The 13,017-nt window shown below is 37.0% G+C and carries 13 protein-coding genes; 9 read left to right on the top strand and 4 right to left on the bottom strand.

Annotated features, from left to right (window positions below):
• Window positions 1–3: 3 nt before the first annotated feature.
• Window positions 4–1,188, bottom strand: a complete 1,185-nt coding sequence (locus tag B2R82_RS18490) for an alanyl-tRNA editing protein (protein ID WP_286926333.1) — start codon at window positions 1,186–1,188, stop codon at window positions 4–6.
• Between the two features lie 158 nt (window positions 1,189–1,346).
• Here B2R82_RS18490 and B2R82_RS18485 point away from each other — a divergent pair, with 158 nt between their 5' ends.
• Complete coding sequence (locus B2R82_RS18485) at window positions 1,347–1,634, top strand: DUF6509 family protein (RefSeq protein ID WP_054772429.1); 288 nt, start codon at window positions 1,347–1,349, stop codon at window positions 1,632–1,634.
• Between the two features lie 251 nt (window positions 1,635–1,885).
• Here B2R82_RS18485 and B2R82_RS18480 read toward each other — a convergent pair whose 3' ends face one another.
• Window positions 1,886–2,299 carry a hypothetical protein gene (locus B2R82_RS18480; protein ID WP_286926332.1) on the bottom strand — a complete coding sequence of 138 codons (414 nt, stop codon included), beginning with the start codon at window positions 2,297–2,299 and terminating at the stop codon, window positions 1,886–1,888.
• Between the two features lie 542 nt (window positions 2,300–2,841).
• On the opposite strand from B2R82_RS18480, the gene B2R82_RS18475 reads away from it, so the two are divergent.
• From B2R82_RS18475 to B2R82_RS18450, 6 genes are all read left to right on the top strand, one after another.
• Window positions 2,842–3,987, top strand: a complete 1,146-nt coding sequence (locus B2R82_RS18475; protein WP_286926331.1) for a VanZ family protein — start codon at window positions 2,842–2,844, stop codon at window positions 3,985–3,987.
• Between the two features lie 13 nt (window positions 3,988–4,000).
• A complete protein-coding gene (locus B2R82_RS18470; protein WP_286926330.1) occupies window positions 4,001–5,335 on the top strand; it encodes an FAD-dependent oxidoreductase in 1,335 nt (444 codons plus the stop codon).
• A 15-nt stretch (window positions 5,336–5,350) separates the two neighbouring features.
• On the top strand, window positions 5,351–5,827 hold the full coding sequence (locus B2R82_RS18465) for a glutathione peroxidase (RefSeq protein WP_286926329.1): 477 nt from the start codon (window positions 5,351–5,353) through the stop codon (window positions 5,825–5,827).
• A 206-nt stretch (window positions 5,828–6,033) separates the two neighbouring features.
• Entirely contained in the window at window positions 6,034–6,801 is a 768-nt protein-coding gene (locus B2R82_RS18460) for an ABC transporter ATP-binding protein (RefSeq protein ID WP_286926328.1), read from the top strand.
• On the top strand, window positions 6,788–8,656 hold the full coding sequence (locus B2R82_RS18455) for an ABC transporter permease (protein ID WP_286926327.1): 1,869 nt from the start codon (window positions 6,788–6,790) through the stop codon (window positions 8,654–8,656). Before B2R82_RS18460 ends, B2R82_RS18455 begins: the two co-directional genes overlap by 14 nt.
• A gap of 1 nt (window position 8,657) precedes the next feature.
• Window positions 8,658–9,017 (top strand): YxeA family protein, encoded by a 360-nt coding sequence (locus B2R82_RS18450; protein WP_286926326.1) that lies wholly within the window; start codon window positions 8,658–8,660, stop codon window positions 9,015–9,017.
• 16 nt (window positions 9,018–9,033) lie between these two features.
• Here the strand turns inward: B2R82_RS18450 and B2R82_RS18445 are convergent, their stop codons facing one another.
• On the bottom strand, window positions 9,034–10,422 hold the full coding sequence (locus B2R82_RS18445; protein ID WP_286926325.1) for a sensor histidine kinase: 1,389 nt from the start codon (window positions 10,420–10,422) through the stop codon (window positions 9,034–9,036).
• Entirely contained in the window at window positions 10,419–11,141 is a 723-nt protein-coding gene (locus B2R82_RS18440) for a response regulator transcription factor (RefSeq protein ID WP_286926324.1), read from the bottom strand. Before B2R82_RS18440 ends, B2R82_RS18445 begins: the two co-directional genes overlap by 4 nt.
• A 226-nt stretch (window positions 11,142–11,367) precedes the next feature.
• On the opposite strand from B2R82_RS18440, the gene B2R82_RS18435 reads away from it, so the two are divergent.
• Both B2R82_RS18435 and B2R82_RS18430 read left to right on the top strand, forming a co-directional pair.
• A complete protein-coding gene (locus tag B2R82_RS18435; RefSeq protein WP_286926323.1) occupies window positions 11,368–11,931 on the top strand; it encodes a sigma-70 family RNA polymerase sigma factor in 564 nt (187 codons plus the stop codon).
• Entirely contained in the window at window positions 11,928–12,956 is a 1,029-nt protein-coding gene (locus tag B2R82_RS18430) for a DUF4179 domain-containing protein (protein WP_286926322.1), read from the top strand. The genes B2R82_RS18435 and B2R82_RS18430 overlap by 4 nt, the downstream gene beginning before the upstream one ends.
• The last annotated feature ends 61 nt before the right edge of the window (window positions 12,957–13,017 follow it).

The raw sequence follows: 13,017 nt of genomic DNA, 5'->3' as shown, positions 1-13,017 counted from the left end.
AAGTTAAATAAGCACATCTTGCATGGCTTTAAGGAGTTCCCCTGTAGAGATTAACTGCTCTCCACCGCCCTGAACCATTTGATCATTACCGCCACCTTTTCCATTTATGAGCGGTAAAATCTTTGCAGCTATATCTTTCATACTTCTTTCAGTTGCTGCACCTCTTGCTGCAACAAACTGAAGCTTATCTTCGTTTTCAGTGACAAGAAGTACGATAGCATCTGTTTGTTCAGTAACAATTAAACGAGCTAGCTTTTGTAGCTCCTGCATCGTACGGTGAGAAAAGGCAGCAGCGATCATGTGGTTGTTATTGGAAATGAGTGCCTTTGCTTCAAATTGGAGCAGCTCGTCTTTTACATGAGAAAGTGCCTTTTCCGTATTTTTTTGTGCTGATAAAATTTTAGCAAGTGCAGCAGCGGCTTCTGCTTCAGGTACACTTAACTGTCTTGCCACGTCAGCTAGTACTTTTTTACGCATGGCTAGCTCTTTTAAAACCCGCTGACCGCACACAAAGGAGACACGAATATTGCCCTTCATTTTTTCAGTGCCCAAAATTTTAATTGCGCTAACTTGTCCAGTGGAGATTGGATGTGTCCCACCACAACCGTTATAATCAAAATTAGGAATAATCACTAGTCGAATATCTCCAGTGACAGCTACATCTTTACGTAGATTATAGTTCTCCAGTTCATTTTCTGTAATCCACGTCGTTTCAATTGGACGATTTTCTAAAATAATATCATTGGCAAGAGCTTCAGCTGCTAAAAGCTGTTCTTCAGAAATTGTATCCACAGCTAGATCAATTGTGACCTGCTCACTGCCTAAGTGGAAGCTAACAGTTTGTAGATTAAATAGCTCGACAAAAGCTGCTGTTAATATATGCTGCCCTGCATGTTGCTGCATATGATCAAAGCGACGTTGCCAATTTATTTGCCCTTGCACGTCTCCAGTCAAAATGGAAACGTCACCCTGAATATAATGTCGTATTTCATCGTCCACCTTTTCAACATCAATAACCTCAATACCATTTATTGTCCCTGTGTCATGTGGTTGTCCACCACCCGTAGGATAAAACGCAGTATTTGAAAGCACAATGAAGTTTCTACCATTTTCATCAGTTCCTTTACTGATAACAGTCGCATCAAATTCTCGCAGCATCACGTCTTGGTAATATAATAGCTCCTTCAAGAAAAAGCCTCCTTTTATGTAGTGTATCCGTAAGAGAAGCATCTCTTTAAATTTATTGTGTCATAATTAAGGATAGGTGTATACGAGTTTTCTAGTTGACCCATGCTGAATTTGATTTAATATATAAAAGAACAGGTTAACATAAAGGAGCTAGTATGATGGAAATTACACAATTCTCAATGGAAGAAATTTTAGATCCAACAAACATAATTGAGGGTAAGCGTTACGAGTTTATTTTAGACGTGGAAGTGGACGAAGAAGATGAGCTTTACCACGAAGCCGGTATTGAAATACGAGTACTAATCGCTGAAAAAGGTGAAGAGCTATTTATTTTAAACTACTTTATTATGGAAAAGGCAGAGGGCGAGTATTTAGATTTTGCATTAGAGGATGAAGAGTTAAATGAAATTTTAGCCTTCTGCAAAGAGGAATTAGCAAAAGCTTAATAACCCATTTAAAGGATGGAGGCTGTCCGCAAAGTTGATGTAGATCGACTTTGCGATACAGCCTTTTTATTTTTGTATGCAAAAAAGCCTTTGAAGGAATCCTGTTAAAAAGGACAGAATAAGTCCTTCTGATTCAACCCCAAAGGCTGTATGCTAGTAGTAAATCCGTCATACCAAAAGTGGCTGAATAAAAGTCATAAACAACTTGGTAGCTACTTCTCAAATTCTGAGTGTAGTAATTACAAACTGTTTTATTCACTCTCGCTTTTTAAATTATTAAAAATGCTTAACATGAATGTTAAACCTGCAACCATTTCAATTAAATTAGAACTTACGGCTTTATTAAACCATATACCACCTATGGGTAAAGATAATGGCAAAAATGTAGCTAATGGCACATATAGCGAAAAGAGAAAACAAGGAAGGAATACACAAATAAGTAAGGGCAAATTTATTTTAATGGTCCATTTTTTTATAAAAATAAGTGATAAATAGACACCCCACATAAAGAGAATAATAAAATTAGCCCAAAAAACAGGAACTATACTATATGTTGTAGCTGAGATAACTTTAATTTGATATTTAATATCATAACTGATGATTGTTAATAAAAATAACCCAATAACCCAAATTAATTTCCATATATAAGTTGACCACTTTTTCAAGAACAACACCCCCATTAGAGATTTAATTGATAATCATTTAATACGTCCGAATATTCAAAAAGTTCCCGAATAGTCCATATATCATAAATTAAACTTTTAAATGACTACTGTTAGATACTTATTTCATCATGTAAAATCCCTACGCTACATGAGCTCATTTTTAAACTGTTCAATTTGCTAAATTACTTTTCATTTTTTTGCAATATGTATGGCAAAGTTAAAGGTGATAAACAAGAAATAAACACAAACATTCGCTTGTGCACTAGATTTTAGCCGCAATGTAATCGAAGCTTTTTTAAAGTACGTAAAAATTGACCAACTATGGCTGTATAGGAAGAATTTTTCTATTGTCATCTCAGTAACTGTACTTCAAAGAGGTTGAGTTTTACTGTCTGTTGTTTCACATGGTAGAGTTTTTGAATTGTTATTTGTAATTGATTTAAGAATTATTTAAGATTACTGAAATAGTAGTGTTGTGTTCAAAGGGTAGACTAAAACTTAGCGTTAGGATTAACGGGAATTTAAAACGAAGAGGTGCTTTTATGTCTTTATATACACAATCGATTATGGTGGCTTTTCTTATAACCATTTTTTTATCCTTTGCTTTGTTTATACCTTGGCTAATTTATACGTATCGAAAGTACGGTTATTTATCAATATCTAAAACGATTATTATGTTCTCCTTTATTTTTTACTTTTTATCAGCATTATGTTTAGTCTTATTACCGTTTCCTCCAACTCGTGATACTTGTTCGCTACAAGCTGCGGATACTGTTCACTATAATTTACGCCCATTTCAATTTATTAGGGATATTTTAAAGGATAGTGGAATCGTTCTTACGAGTCCCTCAACGTGGCTTTATATAACGAAGCAACCAGCTTTTTTTCAAGCCTTTTATAATTTCTTATTACTTATGCCATTTGGGATATACTTGCGTTATTTTCTTAAAAAAAGAGAGTACTGGAAACGTGCATTTATCATCAGCTTTTTGCTAACATTGTTTTATGAGGTAACTCAAGTTACAGGAGTTTATGGCATCTTTAATTGTGCGTACCGTATTTTTGATGTAGATGATTTAATGCTTAATAGTGCTGGTGCATGGCTTGGATTCTTTTTAGCACCTATTGTATGGGCGCTGTTTCCTTCTCATGAGGCAGTGCAGGCAAAGGCAGCAGAAATTGCAAAAAATGATATCGTCAAACCACTATCTATATTACTAGCCATCATTATTGATTTATTTATTGCACAGCTTATTTTGGTTGTAGTAGGGGCTGTAGTTCCTAATAATAGCATTTTTGAATTTTTTATAAAGTTCCTAATGTATATGTTGCTATTTGGTCTAGTTCCGACTATTACAGGGGGAGCAACTATTGGTATGAAGGTTTTACGCTTTACGATGACTAGTGTAAAGGGCAACGGTATTATTCAGAAAATATGGCGACGCTGCTTTGCGATATTAGCAACGATTAGTCTTTTAGAGATGATTGCGATTTTAGGGCAAATTAAGCTGAATATGGATTCTCCCTTCTATGTACTACAAATAGTAATTACATTAGTAGCATTTATGGCTGCACTGCTTATTAGACTTATAATTATCATACATGTAGCTCGTGTCTTAATTAGTGGAGGGAAACGTCATCTGTTTATTGATGAGTATGCTGGATTGGTGGCGACGAGAAAAAAATAAGGGGGATTGTTGAATGAAATACGTAATCATCGGGGGAGATGCTGCAGGAATGTCAGCAGCAATGGAGATATATCGAAATGTACCAGGCGCAGAAATAACATCTTTAGAGCGTGGGTTTATTTATTCATATGGGCAATGTGGATTGCCCTATGTAGTGGATGGACGTATTTCATCGACAAAGCGGCTTATTGCAAGAGATGTAGAAACATTTCGTGATAAGTATGGCATTGATGCACGAGTAGGTTATGAAGTAAATGGAATAGACGTAGACAAGCAGCTTGTTTTTGGTACACAGGCATCTGGGGAAGCCTTTGAACTCCCTTATGATAAACTTCTTATCGCAACGGGTGCAGATCCAACGATGCCAGTGAAAAAAGGTGCGCATTTAGCAGGTATACACACGGTGAAAACAATTCCTCAGTTAGAGGACTTACTAGCCGATTTAACACCAGATATAAAAACTGTCACTATTATCGGTGGCGGCTATATTGGTCTAGAAATGGCTGAAACGATTCATGCATGTGGTAAAAAGGTAAGGTTAATTCAGCGAAGCAGCTATGTTGCTAGAATTTTAGATGAAGAATTTGCCCAGCATGTTCATGATGAGGCAAAAAAGAATGATATTGAACTATTGCTAAATACAGATGTAGAAGCGTTTGAAGGTCAGCACCGTGTGGAACAAGTGTTGACAGATAAAGGTGCCCTCCAAACAGATTTAGTGATTATGGCTGTAGGGATTAAGCCGAATACACAATTTTTAGAGGGAACAGGTATAGCAATGTTGAAAAATGGTGCAATCATTGTTAATCGCCATTTAGAGACCTCTATCGAAAATATTTACGCTGCTGGTGATTGTGCTACGCATTTCAATATTGTCAAGGAACGCTTAGATTATATACCGTTGGGTACGACTGCTAATAAGCAGGGACGGCTGGCTGGACTTAATATGTCTGGTAAATTTGCACCGTTTCGTGGCATAGTGGGTACTTCTATTTTAAAATTTTTCAATTTAACAATTGCTACAACGGGTATTAATGAGCAGAAGGCAAAAGAGCTGGGATTTGACTATGAGGCTTTTAAATTATCGGCTCGCCATATTGCAGGTTATTACCCTGGTGCTCAACGAATGTACATTAAAATTATTGTGAGAAAGCGAGATCAACTGTTGTTAGGTGCTCAAATTGTGGGACCTTCTGGTGTTGATAAGCGTATTGATGTTTTTGCGACAGCTTTATACAGTAAAATGACACTACCTGATTTATTAGATTTAGATTTAGCCTATGCGCCGCCATTTAACGGTGTTTGGGATCCATTGCAGCAGATTGCAAGAAAGAATGGACGTTTATAAATAGGAGGTAGAGAAATGAGCATTTATGATATTAACGTAACCTTAGAGGATGGTACTATCTATAGCCTGGAACGATATAAGGGAAAGCCTATGCTAATTGTCAATACAGCGTCAAAATGTGGCTTTACACCGCAGTTTGAGGAATTAGAGGGTCTCTATGAGAAATACCAGGAGGAAGGTCTTGTTGTCCTTGGATTCCCGTCAAATCAGTTTAAGCAAGAGCTCGCGACTGCAGAAGAGGCGGCATCACAGTGTCGACTGACATATGGAGTGACGTTCCCAATGCATGAGATTGTCAAGGTGAACGGCAAAGAAGCGCATCCTATTTTTGATTATCTCACTTCTCACTCTAAAGGATTTTTAGGCAACAGCATTAAGTGGAACTTTACAAAATTCCTTGTCAATCGTGATGGTGAGGTTGTTGGACGTTACGCATCAGCAGATAAGCCACATAGCTTTGAGGATGATATTAGGAAAGTCTTAGCACAATAGTTTAGGGGAATTCATGCACAATCTGTGTGTGAATTCTTTTTTTATGTCGATATTTATTAAAAATTGGGCGATAAAAGAGGGAAATGTTTCGATAAAAGATATTAACTTTTCGACAAATGATTGATTTAAGGTTGCTGTAAGCTTACGACAAATTTGCTGTAAGTTTGGAGTCGTATACTAAGGTCAGAAAGAAGAGGTGAGCGTATATGACGCCATTATTAAAGGTTCAAAACGTTGGAAAAACTTACGGCAAAGGCGCAAATACTTTTACAGCGCTATCAAATATATCATTTGAAGTAGAAAAAGGAGAGTTTGTTGGTGTAATGGGTCCTTCAGGGGCAGGTAAATCTACGCTTCTCAATGTATTAGCAACGATTGATACACCAACGACTGGTGAAATTATTATTGGTGATACCAACTTAGCACGTATGAAGGATGCGGAATTAGCAGATTTTCGTCGGGATAATTTAGGGTTTATTTTCCAGGATTATAACTTACTTGATTCTTTAACGGTTCGAGAAAATATTGTTTTGCCGCTTGCAATTGCGAAGATGCCAACAAAGGCTATTAACGCAAGAGTTGATCGCATTGCCTCATTGTTTGGCATTCGTGATTTATTGGATAAATATCCATACCAAATTTCAGGTGGACAAAAGCAACGTACAGCCTCATCACGTGCGTTAGTGACAGAGCCAAAATTAATCTTTGCTGATGAGCCTACAGGTGCATTAGATTCAAAGTCAGCAACAGATTTACTTGAAAGTTTAAGTGATTTAAATCAATCCCAAGCAGCTACCATTATGATGGTTACCCATGATGCCTTTGCAGCTAGCTTCTGTCAGCGCATACTATTTATTCAGGATGGGCAGCTATCTAAGGAAATTCATCGTGGGACTCTCACAAGGAAGCAATTTTTCCAGGAGATTTTACAGGTGCTGTCTAGCATCGGGGGTGGAGTAAATGACGTTATTTAGTTTAGCGCGTAAAAATATTCAGCGTAATTTGTCGAATTACTTTTTATATATTGCCTCAATGGTATTTAGTATTGTTATTTACTTTACGTTTGTGACGCTAAAATATAATGATGATCTATCAGCCTTAAAACAATCCTCTCAGCAAATTAAAGGATTGATGAGTGCATCTTCGGTTGTGCTATTGTTCTTTATTGTCATCTTTATGGCATATTCTAATTCATTTTTCATGAAGAAACGGAAAAAGGAAGTCGCACTCTATTCATTATTAGGTGTACGTAAGCAAAAGATCGGTCTCATGCTTTTTTTCGAGAATTTAGTCATAGGACTAGTCTCTCTAGTACTCGGTATTGTTCTAGGGTTCTTTATGTCACAGGGTCTATTAATGATCCTAGTAAAATTAATGGGCTATGAGGTTGTTGGAAGCCTAACTTTTTCAGTGGAAGCACTGATGAATACAACTGGTATTTTTACACTATTGTTTTTATTCACATCCTTACAAGGTTATCGTGTTATATACCAATTTAAATTAATTGATTTATTTCATGCTGAAAAACAGGGTGAGCAAATTCCACGTGCATCTTTAGTAGCTGCTTTACTTGGGACAGCATTCATTGCATTTGGTTATTATACAGCCGCCTCTGATATGTTTACGAGTAAAATTTGGCGATTCTTCACCGTTTTAGGTACGCCACTAATGGTCATAGGAGTAACCATTGCAGGGACTTATCTTTTATTCCATAGTGTTAGTGTCTTTGTGTTAACAGCATTAAAACGAGCAACGTCTTGGTCTTGGAAGGGCTTAAATTTAATAGGCGTTTCACAACTGTTGTATCGCATACGAGCAAATGCGAAATCGTTGTCGATTATTGCAATCTTAAGCGCAACGACTATTACTGCTGGTGGTGGCGTCTTTGGAATGTATTACAATGCTGAGGCCACTGTACGTCAGATGCTGCCAAATACATTTATGTGGAAGGGTGATCCAGTAGAAATTTCTCAGAATGATGTCTTATATAATGAATCACTTGCTGTGAAAAATTTACGTGTCGATAACGATTTGTCGTTTTTTGAATATACCTTATTGAAGGAGTCGGATTATAATCGTTTAGCGAAATTCCAAGGTAAGAATCAAGAACTGCATATTGCAGATGGATCAACCGTATTACTTGATGCAGCATACGATGAACGATTTTCACATGATTTTACAGGAGAAGACTTTAAGTTACAAAACGGAGATTCCTTCCATGTAGATAAAATGTATACAGAAAGCGTACTAAACTTTATAGCAGCCGGAACAGTACTTGTGGTGAATGATCAAGAGTTCGCAGCTACTAATGCTGAAGAGGTAAAGATGCAGGTTGTTGGTTTAGATAATGATTTGAAGCAACAGGCGGTTTCACAAGACATTTCCAAGCAATTGTCCACAGAACAACAAGAATCCTTCTCTAGTGTTCCGCAAAGCTATGAGGATAGTTTAGCGACAGTTGGTGCACTATTGTTTGTGGGCAGCTTCCTAGGCCTAGTTTTCCTAGCGGCAACAGGCAGTATTATTTACTTCAAAATTTTAACGGAAGCTGAGGAAGACCAGGCGAAATATGCCATTCTAAATAAAATCGGTGTGAATAGTAAGCAAATCCTAAAGACAGTGGCAGGGCAGGTGGCTGTTATCTTTAGTGCACCACTTATCGTAGGCATTGTGCATAGTGCGTTTGCGTTACTAGCATTTTCACAGCTTTTTAATATGAATATTACAAAGCCAGTAATACTGTGGATGGTTGCATACTCAGCTATTTACTTTATTTATTATATCTTTACCGTACGAGCATTTTATAAAATCGTAAGACAGGGGAATTAATATGAAAAAAGTATTTTTAGGAATAGGTGCATTGTTTATCCTATTCGTTGCAGGGTTGGTTGTATTGATGACTGTTGACTTTAACCGTCTAAATAAAGACACCTACTATGTCCATATTACAACTGATGGAGAAGTAGAGGAATATAAGACAAATAACGGTGAAATCTTTAAAATGTATTGGTATGAGCTACCTACTTACAATAAAAATGGCGAAGAAAAAACATTAAAGTTCTCCGCTCAGAAAAATTTACACCATGATGCTTATTTAAAGCTATATGTAAAAAAAGAAACAGAAGTCACTTCATATGATGAAGTCAAATTCCATGAGTTACCTGCTAAGGTGCAGGATCAAATGGAATAACAAAGAGGAGCAGCCACTAGGACTGCTCCCTTTTTAGATAAATGCTAACGGTTGTTCCTTTTTGTTCTTCGGAGGTAATACTGACTGTTCCTCCATGAGCCTCAATAATATCCCTAGCAATAGCTGTGCCTAAACCAGTGCCAGTTGTTTGTTCTGTATTTGTACCACGATAATAGCGTTCAAAAATATGCTCTAAATCTGCCGCCGCTATCCCTTTGCCATTATCAGAAATCGTAATAATATTCTCATCCACAGACACATGGACAGTTACATCAGGGCCATTGTGAAGCAGAGCGTTGTGTAAAAAGTTCATGATAGCTCTGCGCATAAAATGCTCATCTATTTGATGGCAACTGTTATGTGAGGTTGCCTCAAACTCAATATTGGCATGCTCATAGTGTGGCGTATTTAATGTATCAATCACAATCTCACGAATAAACGACACTATGTCAATTTCTCTTAGTGTGAGCGGAAGCTGCTGATGTCTTAAGCGCATCGTTAAATTTAAATCATCTAGCAAATCTTGCATATGCAATGACTGTTTCTCAATGATTTGTGCGTATTCAGCTTGCTCTTGAGGAGTTAGTGTTTCATCATCTAACAGCTCGGCATAACCACGAATAGAGGCAAGGGGCGTTTTCATGTCGTGTGAGACATTACTAATCCATTCTTCACGCATCAACTCTAGTTGCTTGCGTTCCTGCTCGTGTGCAGCTAATTCTCTAGATACCTCATTTAAATTTTCAAAAACGGGTTTATACACACCACTAGGCATTTTTACAGTTTGATGCTCATGATTTTTTAAATGTCGGATACGCTCTATCAGTGCATATAGTGGCTTAGTTAATGTACGACCAAAAAGCCAGCCCACCAATGTAGCTACTAATAAATCGGCAATAACAATAAACAACCCGAATTTTCCAATAAACTGTAAAAATGAAGTGCCAGAAAGATGCATAACGAGTCTTGTCACACCACTACCCTTGATACCAATGAGATAATTTACATCATCCTTACTGCCAACATAAACAGTAGTATCAGCATCAAATTCCTTGTATTTATATACTTGGATTAAATCTATAGGTGCATAGTGTGAGAGAGCTTTCTCTGGTGCGAATTGGGAATCGATAACTTGACCATTCACATCAAGTAACTGAATCCAAGCATTTCGCTGATGCAAGTGTTCAAGTCCTTCTTTACTGATTGAAGGCTTTTCATTACTTATCTCAATATATTTTTGGAAATCCCGTACAAAGCTTTCTTCTGTAGATGGAACAAAGCTATCATTTTCATTTGCTAGCCGATAAATGAGGAGCCCAATAAGAATAGCAGTATTGACAAAAATAACGATGATGACAATAGAAAGTACGGAAAGGAGAAACCGTGCTGTTAGTTTCCACCTCATCCTTGTGCCTCTTTCGGTAGGACAAATTTATAGCCAAGTCCTTTAACAGTGGTGATGTACATAGGTTTAGAAGCATCCTGCTCAATTTTCTCGCGCAGACGTCGAATATGCACCATGACAGTATTATCAGAGCCGAAAAAATCCTCTCCCCATACACGCTCAAAAAGAGTCTCTTTACTTAAAATTCGATTAGGATGGTGCATAAAGCATGCCATTAAACCAATTTCCTTAGCCGTTAATTCCAATAAAACGCCATCCTTCTGAACTTCAGTTTCATCAGAATTTAGCTGGAATGGTCCAACCTGTAATGTCTTTTCGCCAATGCTCGGTGTTTTCTCCTGTGTTTGATAGCCAGCTCTACGTAATTGTGCCTTTACGCGATAGGCAACCTCCTTTGGACTAAAGGGCTTTGTAATATAATCATCGCCCCCAATTGCCAGCCCTAAAATTTTATCTATTTCCTCATTTTTCGCTGACATAAAAAGGACTGGAACATGCGATACTTCTCGAATTCGTCTACATAAATCATAGCCCTCACCATCTGGAAGCATGACATCGAGTAGCACAATATTTGGTTGTGTCTGCTGAAAGCTTGTCCATGCTTCTTGAATAGTACCTGCAGTATAAATTTGCTTATAGCCCTCTTTTTGCAGACTGACTTTTAGCAGATTAGCTAAATCAGCCTCATCATCCACTACTAAAATAGTTGGTTCTTGCATGGGGACACACCCTTTCATTTTTATAATCATCTTAGAGATTTAAGAATAGCGTATAGTCTTAATTTTTGAAAGCCGAACAATGATTAATGAATTATTAAATTTACAGTATGCTCATTTATAAAAATCATTATAAAAGAAATGTTTAAAAAGTTGAGAGTTTTAACACTTTGTATTCGATATAGTTAGTGAAAAAGCTTTTTCAAGAGATTTAGAGGGAGGCGAAATGATGAGGTGCAGTGCTAAAAATTTCATTAGCCGTTTACAAAATAAAAAAGAAGATGCACTTGATTATGTAATAGAGCATTATTCTAGTTTCGTGAATGCAATAGCTTATAAAATTCTTTCAGACATCAATAAAGATGCTATTGAAGAATGTGTGAATGATGTGTTTTTAGCTATTTGGCAAAATGCTAAACAATTTGAAGGCCAGCCTGAAGATTTTAAAAAATGGATAGGTATGCTCACAAAATATAAAGCGATAGATATTTTTCGTAGGCTTGAAAAACAACAAGCAAGAGAGAAGGGAGACGAGGAGCTCTCACAAAAGCCTGATGTAAAAGAAACAGAGCGGGAGTTTCTAAAAAAGGAGCAACGAAACGATTTATTATTCGCTATTAGCTGCTTAGAAAGTGTTGATCGGGATATTTTTATGATGAAGTATTTCCTACAGTTAACGAATACTGAGATAGCAGAGGCACTTCATTTATCAAAGGCTGCTGTAGAAAACCGGCTATACAGAGGGAAGAAAAAGCTAGCTACATCCATAAAGTTAAGGGAGGTATTCATATGACAAAAAGCTATAAAGATTGGTTAAGTTTAGATATTGAAAATATAGAACCACTAGAAATGTCATCACAGCAAAAGGATAAGCTAAAGCAAAGGGTTTTTAAGCAAACAGTTAAAAAGCGTGTACCAAAATGGGTACGTCATTTATCAGCTGCGGCAATCATTGGCATCGGCACCGTAACAACTGTAACAACTGCTTTTCCGACTCTAGCCTCACAAATTCCATTTATGAAAAACATAGCTAGCTATTTTAATAATAAAGACACTATGTTTGAGAATTTTGATAGTTACGCTACAGAGATTGGTCAGGTTCAAACTAGTAACGGTATATCAATGATGATCGAAAATGCAGTTTTTGATGGTACTTCCCTCACGATTTCTTTTGCTCTAGAGAGTGATACAGATTTGGGGTCCCATCCATTTATTCAAGGTGATTTTATTGATATAAAAGGCTCTGAGGCTATGGGAGGAGGAAGTCGACTAGAAAAAATAAGTGATAATAAATATGTTGGGTTAGCAAATGTCACACCCTATTTTGATAAAGAAGCACCAGAGGAAGTAGAGGTAAGTTGGACGCCACAGGCTTTCTATGTAAATACAGATAAAATAGTAAAGGGTGATTGGGCCTTCCATTTTAAAGTCTCAAAACTTGCAGGTGAGCTACAGTTAATAAATGAAACCGTTACTAATTATGATGTCACTGCTAGATTTACTTCCCTTGAAAAAAATGAGATGTCCACAATTATTCATTATGAATATGAAATGGATCCGGAGTTGCTGAAAAAATGGCCAGAGGTGACAGTGCAATTTGATGAGCTACAAGATAATGCAGGGAATAAGTATACAGTGCATGGAAATGGCGCAAGAAGTCTTGACAATGGTATTTCCTATAAATCTAGTGCTACTATACAGGCTATTCATTCATCCGCTAAGTCCATTACATTTGTTCCAGTGGTCTATTTCTCCTTAGGCTCCGGAAAAGGTATGGAAATAAAGGAGATGGACCCTGTTACACTTCCAATAAAATAATTAAATGAAAGGTCCTTGTGCACTTTTAAAGCACAAGGACCTTTCATAGTGTTGAAAAACT

This window comes from Lysinibacillus sp. UBA6686, assembly GCF_002455205.1.
In the GTDB taxonomy this organism is placed as follows: domain Bacteria; phylum Bacillota; class Bacilli; order Bacillales_A; family Planococcaceae; genus Lysinibacillus; species Lysinibacillus pakistanensis.
This window is presented reverse-complemented; position numbering and strand designations above follow the sequence as displayed.